Raw genomic sequence first — 19,614 nt, 5'->3', positions numbered from 1 at the left:
GTCTGAATTTCCGGTGGTATATTATGTGTCGCGGGAGCGCCGCGCTTGATCTCTGCACAGGCGGGTGAGGCCCCCGACTTGCAAAATGCGATGCTGCACTGCACAAGGGCCCTATGCGCATTGCCGTCGTCGACGAAAGTGCCAGCCGCGCGGCTGTCATCCAGGAAGGACTCGCAGCCCTGTCGGACTGCGAGATCTTCGTCGTGACAGAGCGGCGCGGTCTTGTCGCGCGCATTGGCGAGATCTCGCCCGACATCGTGCTGATGGACCTCGGCAATCCCTCGCGTGACGTGCTGGAAGAATACTTCGCGGTAAGCCGCGTGTTGGACCGGCCCATCGCCATGTTCGTCGATGAGAGCGACGAGGAGGCCATCGGCGCCTCGATCGATGCGGGCGTGTCGTCCTATGTGGTCGACGGTCTCGCGCCCCACCGCATCCGCCCGATCCTCGATCTCGCCGTCCGTCGGTTCAACGCCTTTTCACGCCTCCAGTCCGATCTCGCCGAAGCCAAGGGCAAGCTGGCTGATCGTGAAACGGTCGATCAGGCCAAGCGCATTCTCATGCAAAGCCGCGGTTTTACCGAGCCTCAGGCTTATACCGAACTGCGCAAGACCGCGATGAATCAAGGCAAGCGCATCGCCGACATTGCCGAAGCGGTCGTCACCGCGCACAAGTTGATGGGAGGGATTTGATGGTCAAGCAGGGCGAACTGACCGTTGGTTTCCTGCCGCTTGTCGATGCCTGCCTGCCGATTCTCGCGCGCGAACATGGTTTCGCCGAGGAGGAAGGCCTTTCGCTCCGCCTGCTCAAGGACATGAGCTGGGCCACTGTGCTGGATCGCCTGCTCTATGGCCACAGCGACGCCGCGCATATGGTCGCGCCGCTCGCCATTGCCACCACGCTTGGACGCGGGCGACCGGCAGTGCCACTGTCCGTGCCGTTCGTGCTGGGCCTCAATGGCAACGCGATTACTCTTCGCAACGATCTTGCGGACAGGGTCTGCCCGCCGGGCGCGCTGGGTGATCCCAAGCTTGTCGGTGCGGCGCTGGCCGCAGTCGCCACCGAGCGCAAGGCGGCGGGCCGTCCCCTGCGCTTCGGCGTCGTCCATCGCTATTCGAGCCATAACTACATGCTGCGCTACTGGCTTGCGGGCTGCGGCATTCGCCCCGACGCCGATGTCGAGATCACCACGGTTCCGCCACCGTTCTGCGCCGATGCGCTCGACGCGGGCGAAGTGGACGGCATCTGTGTGGGCGAGCCGTGGAACAGCGTGGCAGTAGAGCGCGGGGCAGGGCGCATCGTCCTGCTCACTGCGCAGATCTGGCGGCGCGGTGTCGAAAAGGTGCTCGCCTTGCGGGAACCGGTGATGGAAGAGCGCCGTAGTGAAGTAGAGGCGCTGATCCGCGCCATGCGCGCGGCGGGCGAACACTTCGTCGATCCCGCCAATCTTGAAGCCAATGCGGCTATTTTGTCACGCGCAGAGTACCTTGATGGTGATGCGCGGTTGATCGAGCGCGCCATTTCCGACCGGCTGCTGCTGGCACAGGGCGGCGAGGTGCTCCACTACCCCGATTTCATGTTCCAGCATCGCGAAGCCGCCAACTTCCCGTGGGTCAGCCAGGCGGAGTGGCTCTACAGCCAGATGGTCCGCTGGGACGGGGCTGGATTCGAGGCTGGAGACGCCGCCCGCGCCGCCCACGTGTTCCGGCCCGATGTGTACCGCAGTGCACTATTGGGGACTGGAGACCCCTTGCCGGGAGCCAGTTCCAAAGTCGAAGGCAGCCTTGCCGGACCCACATCGGTCAGCATGCAGCAGGGTGTGATAACGCTGGAAAACAACAGTTTCTTTGATGGCAAGGTGTTCGATCCGACCCACCTTCCCGCCTACGTGGAATCACAGGCAAAGGAATAAAATTCTGCTGCGGTGCAAAAAGGACTTGCCCAATGAGGGGCGAATCACATAGCTTTGCACGCAGCAGATGAAGCGCCGCCCAAAGTTGGACGGGATCACGCTTAACCGGCTTCCAGTTTTCATTGCGTGGCAACGTCGCCGCCCGATCTGACCTTGTGGTCAAGTCGAGGCGGCTTTTTTGTGTTGTCCACGCCGACCAAAGGGGTGGTTCGAATGGACGGATTTCGCAGGATCAATCGCCGCGGCATGATGGCCGTGCTCCTCGCCAGCGTTGCGCTGGCAAGCTGCGGCAAGGGTGCTGATGCTCCAGAAAAGCCCGCAGCTTCGGCAAACGGCATCGAAAAGCCCGTGCTCAAGCTCGGCTTCATCAAGCTGACCGACATCGCCCCGCTGGTCGTGGCGCAGGAAAAGGGCTTCTTCCGTGAAGAGGGCCTCACCGTGACGCTTGAACCCCAGGCGAACTGGAAGGTCTTGCTCGATGGTGTGACTGGCGGGCAGCTTGATGGCGCACACATGCTGGCAGGCCAGGTCCTCGCTTCGGGCGCTGGCATAGGCTCCAAGGTCCCGCTCGTCACCCCGTTCTCGCTCGATCTCAACGGCAAGGGCATCACTGTCTCCAATCAGGTCTGGGACATGATTGCCCCGAATCTGCCCAAGGGCGCAGACGGCAAGGTGCAAATGCCGATCTCGGCAGCCGCGCTGAAGCCAGTCGTTGCCAAGTTCAAGGCCGAGGGCAAGCCGTTCAAGATGGGCATGGTCTTCCCCGTCTCCACCCACAACTACGTGCTGCGTTACTGGCTGGCAGCAGGCGGCCTCAACCCCGGCTTCTATCTGCCTGCCGACACCGCGGGCGTCACCGGCGCCGAAGTGCAGCTTTCGGTTACCCCGCCGCCGCAGATGCCCGCCACGATGGAAGCTGGCACGATCAACGGCTATTCGGTGGGCGAACCATGGAATCAGGCCTCGGTCGCCAAGAAGATCGGCGTGCCGATCATCGTCGATCCCGACATTGCCGGGACCACGGGCGACAAGGTGTTCGGCCTCACCGCAGACTTCGCAAAGAAGAACCCGAACACGGTCAAGGCGCTCACGCGCGCTCTCATCCGTGCCTCGATGTGGCTAGATGCCGAAGGCGGCAAGAATCGCCCTGAAGCGGTCAAGATGCTCGCCAATTCGAAGTATGTCGGTGCAGATGAAAAAGTGCTGATGGCCTCGATGACCGGCAAGTTCACGTTCGGTTCGGGCGACACCCGCGATACGCCTGAATTCAACTTGTTCTTCGATCAGCAGGCCAGCTACCCGTTCTATTCGGACGGTATCTGGTTCCTGACGCAAATGCGCCGCTGGGGTCAGATCTCGGAAGACAAGTCCGACCAGTGGTATCTCGACACCGTGAAGTCTGTCTATCGCCCGGACCTTTACGATGCGGCGGCCCAGTCGCTCGTTGCGGACGGCAAGGCCACCGCGGAGCAGTTCCCCAAGACCGACGGCTTCCGCGTCTACTCCCGCAAGGCGATCGACGGCGTGGCCTTCGATGCGCACAAGCCCGCCGCCTATGCCGCCAGCTTCTCCATCGGCCTGAAGCCGGGGCAGAAGGTCACGCCGGCAGGCGTCAAGTAAGACAGGACGATCAGCCATGAACGCCGTACCGCTCCGCAAGGATGAATTCCTTGAAATCGTGACCCAGGAGAAGGAGGAGGACACAGTTCTTCTTCCCACGCCGAAGGAACCGTCAGTGACGTCCACTCCCACGCTTCCTTTCGGTCTCAAGCTGCCTGCGGGGCGGGCGCTGTTCAACGATATCTGGCCGCCACTGGCCGGAATCGGCGGGTTTCTGGCGCTGTGGGCTTTGCTCGCGCCGCTGGTTCAGACTTCGCTGGGCGCGCTGCCGGGGCCGGGTGATGTCTGGACCGCGTTCCTCGGCCTGCTCGACGAGGCCGCCGCCTCGCGGGTTGCGGCAACCGAAGCCGTGGCGGCAGGGTATGTCTACACCGGCCCGCCGACGTTCATCGACCAGATCTTCACCAGCCTTGAAACGGTCGCCGCAGGCTTCGTCCTTGCCACCATCGCCGCCGTGCCGCTCGGCCTCGTCGCCGGCATGTCGAAGCGCTTCAACGCCGCGATCAATCCGCTGGTGCAGGTGATGCGCCCGGTCAGCCCGCTGGCTTGGCTGCCGATCGTGACGATGGTCGTCTCGGCCTCGGTCACCAGCGATGATCCGACGCTGGCGAAAAGCTTCATCATCTCGGCCGTCGTGGTCATGCTCTGCTCGCTCTGGCCGACGCTGATCAATACCGCCATCGGCACCGCCAGCATCGACAAGGACCTGATCGCGGTGGGCCGCGTCCTCCGCCTCGGCTGGTTCGCCCGGCTTACCCGTCTCGTCCTGCCCTCGTCGCTGCCTTACATCTTCACCGGCATGCGGCTTTCGCTCGGCACTGGATGGATGGTGCTGATCGCGGCGGAAATGCTCGCGCAGAACCCAGGCCTCGGCAAGTTCGTTTGGGATGAGTTCCAGAACGGGTCCGAAAAGTCGCTGGCACGCATCATGGTCGCGGTCGTCGTGATTGGCCTGATCGGCTTCGCTCTCGACCGCGTGATGATGGCCATGCAAGGCTTTGTCAGCCGCAACCGCAACGTCTGAGAAGGGACCATACGATGGCCACGATCCTTTCGCTCAAGGGTGTTCGCAAAAGCTACACCGGCAAGGCTGGCGGCGTCAGCGAAGTTCTCGGCGGCATCGACCTCGATGTCGAGGAAGGCGAATTCATCGCGATCCTCGGCTTCTCCGGAGCAGGCAAGACCACGCTGATTTCGGCAATTGCCGGGCTGGTCGAACCCGATGCTGGCGAGATGCTCCTGCACGGCAAGCCGATCACTGGTCCGGACAAGGATCGCGGCCTCGTCTTCCAGTCCTACTCGCTGTTCCCCTGGCTCACGGTCGAACAGAATGTCGCGCTGGCTGTGGACTCGGTCCACAAGGATCGCAGCAAGGAAGCCCGCGCGGCGCTCGTCAAACAGAAGGTCCAGCTTGTCGGCCTCGCCCATGCGATGGACCGCAAGCCGGGCCAGCTGTCGGGCGGCATGCGCCAGCGCGTCTCGGTGGCCCGCGCGCTCGCCATGGAGCCGGAAATCCTCCTGCTCGACGAGCCGCTTTCCGCGCTCGACGCGCTCACCCGCGCCAAGCTTCAGGACGAGATCGACCGCATCCGCGAGGAAGAAAAGCGCACGATCATCCTTGTCACCAACGACGTCGATGAGGCGCTGCTGCTGGCAGACCGGGTGGCTGTGCTCACCCCGGCACCCGCCGCACGGATCGGCAGGATCTTCACTGTAAACCTGCCCCGCCCGCGTGACCGCGAGGCCGTGAACGACAGCCCGGCGTTCCAGTCGCTCCGCACCGAAATCGTCACCTATCTGGGGGGGCTTGCGGGCGAAAAGGCGGCCAAGGGCAGTGACGCGGGCCAATTGCCCAATGTCACCCCGCTCGATCTGGCACCGCCTCCCAAGGCCTATCAGGACGCGGCAAGGAAGGGCGCAACCCGGCGCTACATGGAATTCTGGAAGCTGAACAAGATCTACCCGACGCCCAAGGGTCCGCTGACCGTGGTCGAGGACTTCAACCTGTTGATGGACAAGGGGGAATTCGTCTCGCTCATCGGCCATTCGGGCTGCGGCAAGTCCACAGTGCTGACGATGGCGGCGGGGCTGAATGCGATCAGCAAGGGCGGGATCATTCTCGATAACCGCGAAATCGATATAGCCGGACCGGACAAGGCGGTGGTGTTCCAGTCGCCCAGCCTGATGCCCTGGCTTACCGCTCGGCAGAATGTCGCGCTTGGCGTGGAGCGGGTCTATCCCCATGCGACCCGCGCTGAACGGCGCGAGATCGTGGATTATTACCTGGAACGCGTGGGGCTTGCCGATGCGCGCGACAAGATGGCGGCGGAAATGTCGAACGGCATGCGCCAGCGCGTCGGCATCGCCCGCGCCTTCGCGCTCAGTCCGCGCCTGCTGCTGCTCGACGAGCCGTTCGGCATGCTCGACAGCCTCACGCGCTGGGACTTGCAGGACGTGCTGGTCGAAGTGTGGAACCGCACCAAGGTGACCGCGATCATGGTCACCCACGACGTCGACGAAGCGATCCTTCTGGCCGACCGGGTGGTGATGATGACCAACGGCCCGAACGCCACGATCGGCAAGATCCTGAAAGTCGATCTGCCGCGCCCGCGTGACCGCAAGGCATTGCTCAAGCACCCGGATTTCTACGCCTACCGTCAGGAAGTCCTGCATTTTCTGGCAGAATACGATCACGGACCGCACGAGAAGGTGGCCTGACACCAGTTTGAGGATGCCTGATCGGCCTCAGGGACGATCAAGGGGAAAATCATGAAGAAGCATATTCTGGCGGCGGCGCTGCTCGCGTCGCCGATCGCTCTCGCACACCCTGCTTTTGCAGCAGACAAGCCGTTTGGCGATCCGGTGCCGATGGCGGATGGACTGACCTTCGATCCGATCATCGACGCGCGCATCCGTTATGAAGCGGTGGATCAGCCGACCGTCGATGCCGACGCGGTCACCGCGCGCTTGCGCGCCGGGTTCGAGATCAAGCACGCGCCCTCGCACCTGTCATTCCTTGTCGAGGCCGAAGGCACGCTCGGGCTCAACAACGAATACAACGCCTTTCCCTTCGCGCTTCCCGGCAGCTCGCAGCGCCGCCCCGGATTCGCGGTGGTTCCCGATGGTGAAAGCATCGACCTCAACCGCCTGCAGGTCCAGTACAAGACCAAGGCCTTCGCGCTGACCGTCGGACGCCAGCGCATCAATCTCGATGACCAACGCTTCGTCGGCTCGGTCGGGTGGCGCCAGAACGAGCAGACGTTCGACGCGGTGCGCGCCGAAGCCACGCTCGGCCCCGTCAGCCTCGATGGCACTTACGCGATCCAGCAGGATTCGATCTTCGGATCGGAAGCAGGGCCGCGCCGCAGCATGGACGGCGATTTCGTTTTCCTCAATGCTAGCGCCAAGGTCGGGCCTTTGACGGCCAAGGCATTCTCCTATCTGATCGACTACGACGAAGCCTTCGCTTTCACCAACTCCTCGCAGACGTACGGTGCGCGGATCTCGGGCAGTGTGCCCTTGTCGAAGGCGGTCAAGCTCAACATCCTGGCGAGCTACGCCCGTCAGATGGATATGGGCCGAAATCCGGTGAACTACGAAGCCGATTACGTGGCGGGCGAACTGGGCCTTGCCGTCAAGGGCTTCACTCTGACCGGTGGTTACGAATTGCTCGGTGCAGACAAGGCGGCAGGCAAATCGTTCCAGACGCCGCTCGCCACGCTGCACAAGTTCAACGGCTGGGCCGACCTGTTCCTGACCACGCCCGCAGCGGGCCTCGAGGACACTTACGTCTCGCTCGCCAAGGTCTTCCCGAAGGTCAAGGCGCTGCCAGGGCTCAACGCCAGCGTCGTCTATCACGAGTTCCGCAGTGATCTTGGCAGCACCAAGTATGGCACCGAATGGGATGCCAGCCTCGGATTCAAGGTCAACAAGGTCGGCCTTCTAGTGAAGTTTGCGGATTACAACGCCAACAAGTTCGGCGTGGATAAACGCATACTGTGGCTTCAGGCAGAAGTGGCGTTTTGATCTAGCCAGTCTCGCTTCCCTCCCGGTTGCATGAGCGGTTGGGGGAGGGCGTGTTAGTCGTCGTTGCTGCACTGCAAAATAACGCTTGCAGTGCAGCAGCCGAATCGGTTAGCTTCCCTCTCGAAGGCCGATGCGCCGCCCAAGGTTGGGCGGACAATCGCAAGGCCGGAAATTTCAACATTGCGTGGCAACGTCGCCGCCCAGACCTCCCTATTCGGGATGTGTTCGGGCGGCTTTTTCGTGTTGCGCGTTTGGTCAAGGAAGATGCGCAGTGAACGCCCCGACAACATTGAGCGAGAAGGACCGCACGGCGCAGGTGCGCCAGCGGTTGGTGGTGATCGGCAACGGCATGGCCGGGTGCCGTGCGGTCGAGGAAATCCTCGCCCGCGATCCCGCCCGGTTCGACGTGACGATCTTCGGCGCCGAGCCGCGCGTGAACTACAATCGCATCATGCTGTCGCCGGTTCTGGCCGGTGAGAAAGCATTCGAGGACATCGTTATCAATGGCGACGTCTGGTATTCGGGCAATGGCATCACGCTGGTTTCCGGTGACCCGGTTGTCTCGATCGACCGCGCGACTCAGACAGTCATCGCAAAGTCGGGCAGGGTCGAACCTTATGACCGCCTGCTGATCGCCACCGGCTCCGATCCCTTCATCATTCCGGTGCCAGGCAAGGACTTGGCGGGCGTGGTCACGTTCCGCGATCTGGATGATGTGGACAAGATGCTGGCTGCCGCCGAAAAGGGTGGCAGCGCAGTGGTGATCGGCGGTGGCCTGCTCGGGCTGGAGGCAGCGCATGGCCTCTCGCTTCGCGGCATGAAGGTCACCGTCGTTCACCTGATGCCCACACTGATGGAGCGACAGCTCGATGAGGCTGCGGGTTACTTGCTCAAGACCGAACTTGAACGCCGGGGCCAGACCATCGTCACCGGCGGCGATACGGCTGAGATCGTCGGCAAGGACGGCCACGTCTCTGCAGTACGCCTCAAGGATGGACGCGAACTTGCCGCCGACATCGTGGTCATGGCCGTTGGCATCCGCCCTGGCACCACGCTCGCCAAATCTGCCGGGCTTGAGGTCGAGCGCGGCATCGTCGTGGACGATCACATGGTCACCAGCGATCCCGCAATCATGGCTGTGGGTGAATGCGTCCAGCACCGGGGCAACTGCTACGGCCTTGTCGCGCCGCTCTGGGACATGTGCCGTGCGTTGGCGGACAATGCCTGCGAACAGCCTTCAGGCTATGAAGGTTCGGTCACTTCCACCAAGCTGAAAGTCTCCGGCATCGACCTGTTTTCTGCAGGCGACTTCTCGGGAGGCGACGGCGCGGAGGACATCGTCATGCGCGATGCCGCGCGCGGGCTCTACAAGCGAGTTGTCGTGAAGGACAACAAGCTGGTGGGCGCGGTGCTCTATGGCGATACCGCCGACGGCTCCTGGTATTTCGACCTTCTCAAGAGGGGCGAGGACATTTCAGACATCCGTGAGGCGCTGATCTTCGGCCAGGCCTTCGCGTCCGGAGGCGCCCTGCTGGACCCTAATGCCGCCGTTGCAGCACTTTCCGACGACGCAGAAATCTGCGGCTGCAACGGCGTTTCCAAGGGTACCGTCGTGGCATCGATCAACGCCGGGGCCTGTAGCCTCGATGCAGTGCGCAGCACCTGCAAGGCCTCGGCCAGCTGCGGCAGTTGCACCGGGCTGGTTGAAAGCCTGCTGGCGCTGACGCTGGGCGGCGAGGTCCAGTCCGGGCCCAAAACGATGTGCAAGTGCACCAGCTTCGGCCACGATGACGTCCGCCGCCTGATCCTCGAAAAGAACCTCCGCTCGATCCCGCAGGCGCTACAGGAACTGCACTGGAAGACGCCCGACGGCTGCTCCTCGTGCCGTCCCGCGCTCAACTACTATTTGCTCTGCGCTTGGCCGGGCGAATACGAGGACGACCAGAAGAGCCGCTTCGTCAACGAGCGGATGCACGCCAACATCCAGAAGGACGGCACCTATTCAGTAGTCCCGCGCATGTGGGGCGGGCTGACCAATCCCAAGGAACTGCGCGCGATTGCCGATGTCGTCGAGAAATACAACGCCCCGATGGTCAAGGTGACCGGCGGCCAGCGCCTCGACATCTTCGGGATCAAGAAGGAAGACCTGCCCGCAGTCTGGGCCGATCTCAATGCCGCCGGGATGGTTTCGGGCCATGCTTACGGCAAGTCCTTGCGCACGGTGAAGACCTGTGTCGGCTCGGAATGGTGCCGCTTCGGCACGCAGGATTCGACCGGGCTGGGCGTAAAGCTGGAGCGGATGACCTGGGGGTCGTGGATGCCCCACAAGTTCAAGATCGCCGTATCGGGCTGCCCGCGCAATTGCGCTGAAGCCACGATCAAGGACTTCGGCGTCGTCTGCGTGGACTCTGGCTATGAACTGCACGTCGGCGGCAATGGCGGGATCAAGGTCCGCGCCACCGACCTGCTGACCAAGGTGACGACCGAGGACGAGGCGATGGAAGTCTGCGCTGCGTTCATCCAGCTATACCGCGAACAGGCGCATTATCTGGAACGCACCGCGCCGTGGATCGAGCGAGTCGGGCTGGAGCACGTGAAGACCGGACTGTTCGGCCAGCCCGAAACGGTCAAGCGTCTCGCCGCCCGCTTCCGCCATTCGCAGACCTTCTGTCAGGATGATCCATGGGCCGAGCGCGTGGCCGGCAAGGACGCCGACCTGCACCAGCACCTTGCCGAGGTGCGCCCCCTTCAGATGGAGAATGCGCTGTGATCGGCGATTGGCTCGATATCGGTCCGGTAGACCAGATCACCCCCGGCACCGCGCGCACGCTGCCCGTGGTGGGGCATGATGAAATCGCGGTGTTCCGCACCCAGGCCAACGAGTTCTACGCGCTGGTCAACAAGTGCCCGCACAAGCAGGGGCCGCTTTCGCAGGGCATTGTCCACGGCAATGTCGTGGCCTGCCCCTTACACAACTGGAATATCTCGCTGAAAACGGGCGAGGCTCTCGGCGAGGACAAGGGCTGTGTGCCGACGATCCCGCTTCGGGTCGACGCAGGCCGGATCTACCTGCTGCGCTCGGCCGTGATCGGGAAGCGCGCGGCGTGAAGGACGTCCGCACCACTTGTGCCTATTGCGGGGTCGGTTGCGGCATCCGCGCGACGGTGACGGGGGAGCGGACAGTCACGATCAAGGGCGATGCCGCGCACCCTGCGAATTTCGGCAAGCTGTGTTCGAAGGGCACGCATCTTGGTGAAACGGTCGGGCTGGAAGGGCGCCTGCTCGCGCCGATGATCGGTGATGCACCGGCGAGCTGGGATGCCGCGCTCGATCTGGTGGCGGGGAAGATGCGCGATTGTATCGAAACCCATGGCCCAGACAGCGTGGCGTTCTATGTCTCGGGCCAGTTGCTGACCGAGGATTACTACGCCGCTAACAAGCTGATGAAGGGCTTTGTCGGCAGCGCCAACATCGACACCAACAGTCGCCTGTGCATGGCGAGCGCGGTGGCCGCACACACCCGTGCGTTCGGTGAAGACATCGTTCCGGTCACCTACGACGATCTGGATGAGGCAGACTTGATACTTCTGCTCGGATCGAATGCTGCGTGGTGCCATCCAGTGATCTGGCAGCGGATCGAAGCGGCGCGCGAAACCAGGGGCACGAAGATCGTGGTGATCGATCCGCGCCGCACAGAAACCGCCGAGCAGGCCGATCTGCATGTGCCGGTTCTCCCCGATGGCGACGTGGCGCTGTTTGGTGCGCTGCTGGCCGACATGGTCCGGCGCGGACTGGCGCAAGGCGATGATGCGGCCGTAAATCACGGTATCGATCCCGAAGTGTTCGCTGCGCTTGCCGATATGGTGGCCGAGCATCCGCGCATGGTCACGGTTTTCTCGATGGGCGCGAACCAGTCGGTGGCCGGGACCGACAAGGGCAATGCGATCATCAATCTGCATCTCGCCACGGGCCGTATCAACGTGCCGGGCGCCGGGCCATTTTCGATGACCGGACAGCCCAATGCCATGGGCGGGCGCGAAGTGGGCGGGCTGGCCAACATGCTGGCCTGCCACCTCGGCTTCACGGACTCCGAACGCGTTGATGTGGCGCAGTTTTGGGGCACCGACCGGCTTTGCGCGGGACCGGGTCTGAAAGCGGTGGATATGTTCCGCGCGGTCCATGATGGCCGGATCAAGTTTCTCTGGGTGATGGCGACCAACCCCGCTGTGTCGATGCCTGATGCGGGCTACGTGCGCGAGGCGCTGGCCCGGTGCGAGACGGTCGTCGTGTCCGATGTGATTACCGATACCGATACGGCGAAATTCGCGCATATTCGCTTGCCTGCACTCGGCTGGGGGGAAAAGGACGGGACGGTCACCAATTCAGAACGCCGGATCAGCCGCCAGCGCGCATTGTTCGCAGCGCCCGGCGAGGCGCGTGCAGACTGGACGATCATCGCCGATGTTGCAGCGCGGATGGGCTTTGGCGAGGCGTTCGACTGGTCGTCGGCGGCAGCAGTTTACCGCGAATATGCCGCCATGACGTCACTGACGGTGAAGCATGGCAAAGTGCTCGACCTGACTGCCCACGCCGCGATCTCGGACGAGGAATACGAGGCGCTGGAGCCGTTCCTGTGGGGCGGGCGACACCCGATGGCGGGGCGTGCGATGCGCCATGTGCCCGTCGAAGCGCGCACGCGGATGGCCGATCCGGCATTTCCGTTGCGGTTGAACACCGGGCGTTACCGCGACCAGTGGCACACGATGACGCGCACCGGCCTTTCGGCGACGCTGGCGCAGCACAGGCGCGAGCCGCTGCTGGAAGTCCATCCCGCTGATGCAGAGGCTGCGGGTGTGACTGACGGCACGCTGGCGCAAGTGGTTACGGCAAGCGGCAACTCGGTGTTCCGTGTTTGTGTGACCGATGCGCAAGCGCCGGGCCAGGTGTTCGTGCCGATGCACTGGAGCGATGCCATGGCCAGCGGCGGGCGCGGCAACCTGCTGCCCGATCAGTCGGTCGATCCCGTCTCGGGCCAGCCCGGCTTCAAGAACAACGCCTGTCGCATTGCGCCCGTGACAAGCGACTGGCGCGCTTTTCTGGTGCGCGCCGACGCGGTCGCGCCAGCGGATGTGGTGTGGTGGAGTCGATCGCGCGTGGCGAATGGCTGGCTGCACGAACTGGCTGGAAACGGAACGGTCGATGCAGACGCGTTGCTGCCTGAGGGCGAGCGGATCGAAGTGCTCGACGAAGTGCGCGGCATGCGCCGGATCGTGGTGCTCGACGAGGGCGGCAAACTGCGCGCCGGGCTTTATGTCACGCGCAGCGGCACCCTGCCATCGCGCGACTGGATCGCCGGACAATTGAGCGTGGACGGTGCGCAAACGGCCGAACTTCTGGCCGCGCGCTCAGCCTCGCCTGCACCCGATCGCGGGCCAATTGTCTGTGTTTGCCATGGCATCGGCACGCGGCAGATCATGGCCGTTGCGGAAGCCGGGGCAGCGAGCGTGGCCGCCGTGGGCAAGGCCTGCTCTGCCGGGACGAATTGCGGATCGTGCCGTCCGGCGATTGCCCGACTTCTGCGTGAGTGGAACGAAGACTTGGCGGAGGCATCGTGATGACAGACTTTCCGGATGGCATGGTCTGGCTTGTGGGCGCTGGCCCCGGCGATCCCGAACTGCTCACGCGCAAGGCCGAACGGCTGATCCGCACGGCAACCGTGGTGTTTTACGATGCGCTGGTCGGGCCGGAGGTGCTCAGCTGCGCGACACCCACTGCGCGACTGGTCCATGTCGGCAAGCGGTCCGGGCGCCATTCGAAAGATCAAAAGACGATCGACCGGCTGATCGTTGAGGCGGCGCTGGCGGGCGAACGCGTGGTGCGGCTGAAAGGCGGCGATCCATCGATTTTCGGGCGGGCGACCGAGGAGCTTGCGGCTTGCCGTGCGTTGGGCGTGGCGGTGGCGGTGTGCCCCGGCGTGACTGCGGCCAGCGCGGCGGCGGCCGGGCTGGGGCGTTCCCTTACGCTTCGCGGGCTGGCGCGAAAACTGGTGTTCGTGACTGCCCATGCCCGTGCGGGCGAGGCGCTCGATCTGGACTGGAAGTCGCTGGCTGACCCGGAGGCGACGCTCGCGGTCTATATGGGCAAGGCGGCCGCAACAGACGTTTCGCGGAACTTGATTGCTGCAGGATTGGCTGCGGATACGCCGGTGGTACTGGTGGAAAATGCGAGTCTGCCAACCGAGCAGCATTTCCAGACCCGGCTCGACCTTTTGCCATTGGCTGCGCGCACGGCGCTTGGCGATGGACCGGCGCTGCTGTTGATCGGGCAAGCCATGCGCGAAACTGCCGTGTTGGAATGTTTCCCCGGAGAAACTCTCCAACATTTGGCGATATGACAATTGTTTACGTCCAGAACCTTAGACGCGATTTCAAAGAAAACCTGCCAGGTTACTGTTGTCTTGGCATGGTGCAATTGTGGCTGCAGACAGCGGTCCTCGCCATGAAAAGACCGGTTTATGCTTTAAGCTTTTTCCAGTTCTTAAAAAGCGGAAGCAAATTCATGAAAGAAAAAGATTTATTCCGGTTCACCCAGTCGCACCAGATCGGTCAGGACCTGCAGTGCCGGACTGGTCATGGCGTTGCGCATGCCAGCCTTCAGAACCGCACCGTTGATCGATTCAATTTCAGTTGCGCGGCCGGCGAGACGGTCCTGCAGCATCGAAGGTTTATGAGTGCGATGATTGGCTAACGCGAAATCGACTTTTGCCGCGAGGCGCGTGGCATCGACCATGGCGCCTTCCGCCTCTGCAATATTGACGATCTCGGCGATCACAGCGTTCGCGGCACTGCGGCCCGCCGCATGATCGAGCCCGCCCACCGGCAATCCGCTGACCGTGCAAAGCGCATTCAACGCGGCGTTGAAGGCGACTTTTTCCCATACCGCGACTTTCACATCGGGATCGGCCACAGCGTTGAGGCTCGCGGCTTTGAACAGGGCTGCAACGGCCGTGGCGCGTTCATCCGCACCATCGGGATAATTGCCGAGAAAGATGTGGCCCTGTCCGTGCGAGGCCACCCGGGTCGGGCCTTCGAGATCGGCGGGGAAGTCTGTGACGCCCCACAGGACGCGGGCCGGGGCAAAGACTTCGGTGATTGCCTCGACGTTGCCAAGGCCGTTCTGCAGCGTGAGCACGGTGCAGTCTGTTGCTGCGAGATGGGCAACCGAGCGGATCGCCGAAGCGCTGTGCATGCCCTTGGTGAACAGCATCAGCAGATCGACCGGGCCGTGGATATCGGCAGCGAGCGCGGCATCGAGTTGTGCGATGTGGTGGCCGCTATCATCGTCGAGCGTGATACCTTCGGCTTTGATTCTGGCGAGGCGGGCGGGATCGACATCGACGACCGCGACCGATTTGCCCGCTAGCGCAAGCCGCGCCGCGAACAGGCAGCCCATGGCGCCCGCGCCGACAATGACGATACGCTCGATCACTCTGGCCATCAATCCGGTCCCCTCCCGTGTGCACACGTGCAGGCGTGCGAGTTTGGGGCGGGGAAATGCGCGGTCAAGGGGCGAGCGGGAAGAGCTCGACGAAGCGGCGGGCGGCCTCGGGTAACAGACCCGAACGGCGGCGATGGAGAATGAAGCTGCGCTGCGTGGCGAGTTCGGGCACGTCGAGGCGGCGCATGGTGCCGCTGGTGACATGAGCAGCGAGGAGGGGTTCAGGCAGCCAGCAGAGCAGGTGGCTGCGCGCCGAGATCGCGATCATCGCCTCGACCGAAGCAGTCTCGACCGCGACGCGCGGAGCGACAAGCCCCTGCGCGCGGACGACGCTTTCGAAGGTCTGGCGTGGGGTGAAGGCCGGACCGGGCATCACCCAGTCCTGAGCCAGCGCGGCTGCCAGGCCGGGAGCGGTCGGCAGGGGGTGTACCGCCGCGCAGAACACGGCAAAGCTGTCGGCATAGGCGCCAGGGCCGATGGCGGTGATGTCCGCATGATCGAGCGGGCTGGCGGCTACGACGAGATCGACGCGGCGGGTTACGAGGGCGTCGAGTAGTTCACCATCCACCGCTTCGATCAGTTCGACGCGCAGGCCCGGAGCGCCTTCCAGCAGCTTGCCGACGGTATCGGCGACAAGCGTGCGCATCACCGCGGCAACCGCGCCGATCCGCACGACGCCGCGCTTGAGGCCGCGCAGGGCGGCTAGTTCGTCACGCGTGGTCTGCATTTCGGAGACGATGTGGCGCGCGTGGACGGCGAGAAGTTCGCCTGCGGGAGTGAGCGTCATGCCCTTGCCACCGCGATCGAACAGCGGGTGGCCGAGACGGTCCTCCATGCCCTTTACCAGGCGGCTGAGCGAGGGCTGGGTGAGGTTGGCGACGCGCGCGGCGCGGCCAAGGCTGCCGGTTTCGGCTATGGCGAGAAAGGCGCGGAGTTGGCGTTCGTCAAAATCCATGCGTCGAGCGTATGACTTTGGTGGTAATTTGCAATTGTTTCTAATGGTGGAGCAGTTCATTCTGCCGCCTGAAAAAATACCGGGAGAGACCATGCCAACCGTTCGTGACGTGACCATCGGCCTCATGCGCGAGCTTGGCATGACCACCGTGTTCGGCAATCCGGGGTCGACCGAACTTCCGATGTTCCGCGATTTTCCCGAAGATTTCCGCTATGTGATGGGGTTGCAGGAAAGCGTCGTGCTGGGCATGGCCGATGGCTTTGCTCAAGGCACGCGCACGGCGGCGCTTGTCAATCTGCACAGTTCGGCGGGTGTCGGCCATGCGCTGGGGAACCTGTTCACCGCGTTCAAGAACCAGACGCCGCTGGTGGTGACAGCCGGACAGCAGGCGCGTTCGATCCTGCCATACGAACCGTTTCTGTTCGCCGAGCGGGCGGCGGAGTTTCCACGGCCCTTCGTGAAATGGTCGTGCGAGCCGGCGCGGGCCGAGGACGTGCCTGCGGCGCTGCACCGTGCCTGGCTGGTGGCGATGGAGCCGCCGTGCGGGCCGACATTCGTTTCAATCCCGATCGACGATTGGGACCGCGATTGCGCGCCGTTTTCTGGGCGCAAGGTGCACGCAGGACGTGCCCCGGATGCGGGCGCTATTGCGGAATGCGGACAGGCGATGGCGCGGGCGAAGCGCCCTGCCATCGTGGTGGGCGCGGGCGTGGCGCGTGATGGGGCGTGGGATCAGGTGGTGGCGCTGGCCGAGCGGCACAGTGCTGCCGTACTGGTCGCGCCGATGTCTGCGCGGTGCAGCTTTCCCGAGGATCATGCCCTGTTCGCCGGATTTTTGACGGCGGGGCGCGAGGCAATTGTTGCGGCGTTGGCGCACTTCGACTTCGTGTTGGCGCTGGGCGGTCCGATGAGCCTGTACCACGTGGAAGGCAGCGGGCCGCACGTGCCGGACGCTTGCGAGGTCTGGCTGATCGGCGACAATCATGTCCATGCGGCCTGGGCGCCTGCGGGCACGGCGATTGTGGCGCAGTGCGACAAGGCGCTCGACCTGTTGCTTGCGGGGCCGGTGCCGGGCGCGCGGACGGCTCCGGCGGGGCGGGTCTTGCCTGCTCCGCTGGATGGCTCGGTGATGACCGATGCTTATGTGCTTCAGCGAATCGCCGCGCTGCGCGGGCCGGAGACGATCATCGTCGAGGAAGCGCCGTCGAGCCGGGGGCCGATGCATGACCGGCTGCCGATTGTCGCCAAGGATACATTCTACACCACCGCCAGCGGCGGGCTGGGCCATGGTCTTCCGGCGGCAGTGGGCATGGCGATGGCGCGGCCGGACGACAAGGTGATCGCGGTGCTCGGCGATGGATCGTCGATGTATGCAATCCAGGGGCTTCATGCCGCCGTGCAGCACGGGGTTTCGGTGAGCTTCGTGGTGATCAAGAACAACCGTTACGAGGCGCTGCACCAGTTCGGCAGGCACTTCGGCATGCAGACGCTGGTCGGCACGCAGTTTCCTGAACTGGACTTCTGCATGCTCGCGGGCGGGCACGGCGTGGCGGCGCGGCGCGCCACCGACGCGGCCAGCCTTGACGAGGCGCTGCGCTGGTCTTTCGCGGCGGATGGTCCGACTTTGGTAGAGGCGGTGGTGCTGTGACGATGCGGCTCACCGACCTTATCGACGACCGCCCGGAAGACGGGGTGTTCCGGGTGAACCGCGCGATCTTTACCGATCAGAGCGTGTTCGATGCCGAGATGCGCGTGCTGTTCGAGGGGGGGTGGGTGTTCCTCGGGCTGGAGAGCCAGGCGGAACGCCCGCACGATTTCTTCACGACCTTTGCGGGGCGCGTACCGATCATGGTGCAGCGTGATGGCGAGGGGGTGTTGCGCGCCTTCGTCAACTCCTGCCCGCACAAGGGCGCGCGGCTGGCGCAAGTACGACAGGGCAACGCGCGGCTGCATGTGTGTCCTTACCACAGCTGGACCTTCGACAGCGCGGGCCGGAACAAGGCGGTGAAGTGGCAGAAGGCGGGATGCTATTCCGAGGCCTTCGGACGCGAAGATCATGGACTGGCGGAACTGCCGCACTTTGGAAACTATCGGGGGTTCCTGTTCGGCAGTCTGGCGGAGGATGTGTCGCCTCTGGCCGAGCATCTGGGCGAGGCGGCCAAGCTGCTCGATCTGGTGGCCGACCAGAGCGAGGCGGGGATGGAACTGGTGCCTGGGCAGGTCACATTTACCTATGAGGCGAACTGGAAACTGCAGCTTGAGAACTGTTCGGATGCCTATCACTTCACCTCGGCACACCCCTCCTACATCCGCGTGCTGGAGCGGCGGCAAAAGGAGATGAGCGGGGACGTGGTCGCATCGGTGTGGGAGAACAGCGACTACTGGAAGGAAGAGACTGAGGGCGTTGGCGGTGGCAGCTATTCCTTCGCCAATGGTCATGTGCTGAATTGGGGCGTGTTCGGGGTGACGCCGGCGATCCCGCTCTATGAAAGCGCTGCGGCGCTGGCTGAGCGGCATGGCGAGGGCAAGCGCGACTGGATGTTCAACATGCGCAACCTGACGATCTTCCCGAACCTGCAGGTGGCGGAAAATGCGTCGAGCCAGTTGCGCGTGATCCGCCCGGTCTCGCCGGGGATGACCGAGATGCGAACGTGGTGCATCGCGCCCAAGGGCGAGAGCGATGCGGCGCGCCGCCAGCGCATCCGGCAGTATGAGGACTTCTTCAACCCGACCGGCATGGCGACGCCTGATGATACGGTTTCCTATGAGAACTGCCAGATCGGTTTTGCCGGGACTGCTAGGCCGTGGCTGCAAGGCTACGCGCGCGGGATGACGGCGAGCGTGGCGGGTGGGAACCGGTTTTCGGACCGGATTGACCTGCAGCCCGAGCGCAGTGTGCTGGCGGATTCGCAACTGTGCGACGAGACGCTCTACCATTCTTACTATCGCGCGTGGGCCGAACGGATGCAGGCGGAGTTTGCGGCATGAGTGGCGTGCTGACCCGTGCCGAGGCCGAGGAACTGCTCTATCGCGAGGCGCTGCTGATCGACAGCGGGCGCTTTGCCGAATGGCTTGAACTGTTCACGCCCGATGTCGAGTTCTGGATGCCGGCGTGGCGTGACGAAACGACGACGACGCAGGACCCCGACCGCGAGCTTTCGCTGATCTATTACAAGGGGCGGCGCAATCTGGAGGACCGGGTGATGCGGTTGACGTCGGGTTTGTCGACCGCGTCGTCGCCGCTGCCTCGCGTGGTGCATCAGGTGACGAACGTGCTGGTGACGGGTGGGGACGATGGCGGCGCGGATGTGTCGGCAGCGTTCGCATGCCACCGGTTCGATGTGCGGATGAACCGCGCGGACTGCTTCTTCGGGCGATACGAATACCGGCTCATTCCCGGTGATGACGGCTGGAGGATCGCGCGCAAGACGATCATTCTGCTCAACGACACAATTCCGACGGTCGTGGACATCAACTCCGTCTGAAGTTTCGGCCAGCGGTTGTATGCTTCTGAAATTTGGTCGCTTTCCCCGTAGCATCCGGTGCTGCGGGGCATTTTTCGTGTCCGGTCCACTTCCGCTCGCTTGACGGAGTGAACGTTCTC

Annotated in this window: 15 protein-coding genes; 13 read left to right on the top strand and 2 right to left on the bottom strand. The window is 63.7% G+C overall.

Going from position 1 to position 19,614, the window contains the following annotated elements:
* The first annotated feature begins 113 nt into the window (after positions 1 to 113).
* The 10 genes from RM192_RS11040 to cobA all read left to right on the top strand — a co-directional run bounded on the left by RM192_RS11040 (position 114) and on the right by cobA (position 13,952).
* The gene (locus RM192_RS11040) at positions 114 to 692 is read left to right on the top strand and encodes an ANTAR domain-containing protein (RefSeq protein ID WP_311507597.1); all 579 of its coding nucleotides are present in this window, start codon (positions 114 to 116) and stop codon (positions 690 to 692) included.
* The gene (locus tag RM192_RS11035; protein WP_311507596.1) at positions 692 to 1,912 is read left to right on the top strand and encodes a CmpA/NrtA family ABC transporter substrate-binding protein; all 1,221 of its coding nucleotides are present in this window, start codon (positions 692 to 694) and stop codon (positions 1,910 to 1,912) included. The genes RM192_RS11040 and RM192_RS11035 overlap by 1 nt, the downstream gene beginning before the upstream one ends.
* A gap of 213 nt (positions 1,913 to 2,125) precedes the next feature.
* The gene (locus RM192_RS11030; RefSeq protein ID WP_311507595.1) at positions 2,126 to 3,532 is read left to right on the top strand and encodes a CmpA/NrtA family ABC transporter substrate-binding protein; all 1,407 of its coding nucleotides are present in this window, start codon (positions 2,126 to 2,128) and stop codon (positions 3,530 to 3,532) included.
* A 16-nt stretch (positions 3,533 to 3,548) separates the two neighbouring features.
* On the top strand, positions 3,549 to 4,556 hold the full coding sequence (locus tag RM192_RS11025) for an ABC transporter permease (RefSeq protein WP_311507594.1): 1,008 nt from the start codon (positions 3,549 to 3,551) through the stop codon (positions 4,554 to 4,556).
* Positions 4,557 to 4,570: 14 nt separating this feature from the next.
* Entirely contained in the window at positions 4,571 to 6,250 is a 1,680-nt protein-coding gene (locus tag RM192_RS11020; RefSeq protein ID WP_311507593.1) for a nitrate ABC transporter ATP-binding protein, read from the top strand.
* 51 nt (positions 6,251 to 6,301) lie between these two features.
* Positions 6,302 to 7,558 carry an alginate export family protein gene (locus RM192_RS11015; RefSeq protein ID WP_311507592.1) on the top strand — a complete coding sequence of 419 codons (1,257 nt, stop codon included), beginning with the start codon at positions 6,302 to 6,304 and terminating at the stop codon, positions 7,556 to 7,558.
* Between the two features lie 271 nt (positions 7,559 to 7,829).
* Positions 7,830 to 10,328: a nitrite reductase large subunit NirB gene (gene nirB, locus RM192_RS11010; protein ID WP_311507591.1), complete on the top strand. Its 2,499-nt coding sequence runs from the start codon at positions 7,830 to 7,832 to the stop codon at positions 10,326 to 10,328.
* Positions 10,325 to 10,666, top strand: a complete 342-nt coding sequence (nirD, locus tag RM192_RS11005; RefSeq protein WP_311507590.1) for a nitrite reductase small subunit NirD — start codon at positions 10,325 to 10,327, stop codon at positions 10,664 to 10,666. Before nirB ends, nirD begins: the two co-directional genes overlap by 4 nt.
* A complete protein-coding gene (locus tag RM192_RS11000) occupies positions 10,663 to 13,173 on the top strand; it encodes a molybdopterin-dependent oxidoreductase (RefSeq protein WP_311507589.1) in 2,511 nt (836 codons plus the stop codon). Before nirD ends, RM192_RS11000 begins: the two co-directional genes overlap by 4 nt.
* On the top strand, positions 13,173 to 13,952 hold the full coding sequence (gene cobA, locus RM192_RS10995; protein WP_311507588.1) for a uroporphyrinogen-III C-methyltransferase: 780 nt from the start codon (positions 13,173 to 13,175) through the stop codon (positions 13,950 to 13,952). Before RM192_RS11000 ends, cobA begins: the two co-directional genes overlap by 1 nt.
* 179 nt (positions 13,953 to 14,131) lie before the next feature.
* Here the strand turns inward: cobA and RM192_RS10990 are convergent, their stop codons facing one another.
* Both RM192_RS10990 and RM192_RS10985 read right to left on the bottom strand, forming a co-directional pair.
* Positions 14,132 to 15,055 (bottom strand): 2-dehydropantoate 2-reductase, encoded by a 924-nt coding sequence (locus tag RM192_RS10990; protein WP_311507587.1) that lies wholly within the window; start codon positions 15,053 to 15,055, stop codon positions 14,132 to 14,134.
* Positions 15,056 to 15,119: 64 nt separating this feature from the next.
* Entirely contained in the window at positions 15,120 to 16,010 is an 891-nt protein-coding gene (locus tag RM192_RS10985; RefSeq protein ID WP_311507586.1) for a LysR family transcriptional regulator, read from the bottom strand.
* Positions 16,011 to 16,101: 91 nt separating this feature from the next.
* Between RM192_RS10985 and mdlC the strand changes: the two genes are divergently transcribed.
* The 3 genes from mdlC to RM192_RS10970 are packed head-to-tail and all read left to right on the top strand — an operon-like array spanning position 16,102 to position 19,495.
* On the top strand, positions 16,102 to 17,658 hold the full coding sequence (mdlC, locus tag RM192_RS10980) for a benzoylformate decarboxylase (protein ID WP_311507585.1): 1,557 nt from the start codon (positions 16,102 to 16,104) through the stop codon (positions 17,656 to 17,658).
* 2 nt (positions 17,659 to 17,660) lie between these two features.
* Positions 17,661 to 18,998: an aromatic ring-hydroxylating dioxygenase subunit alpha gene (locus RM192_RS10975; RefSeq protein ID WP_311508618.1), complete on the top strand. Its 1,338-nt coding sequence runs from the start codon at positions 17,661 to 17,663 to the stop codon at positions 18,996 to 18,998.
* Positions 18,995 to 19,495, top strand: a complete 501-nt coding sequence (locus RM192_RS10970) for an aromatic-ring-hydroxylating dioxygenase subunit beta (RefSeq protein WP_311507583.1) — start codon at positions 18,995 to 18,997, stop codon at positions 19,493 to 19,495. The genes RM192_RS10975 and RM192_RS10970 overlap by 4 nt, the downstream gene beginning before the upstream one ends.
* Positions 19,496 to 19,614 lie beyond the last annotated feature (119 nt).

This window comes from Novosphingobium sp. MMS21-SN21R (assembly GCF_031846015.1).
In the GTDB taxonomy this organism is placed as follows: Bacteria; Pseudomonadota; Alphaproteobacteria; order Sphingomonadales; family Sphingomonadaceae; genus Novosphingobium.
This window is presented reverse-complemented; position numbering and strand designations above follow the sequence as displayed.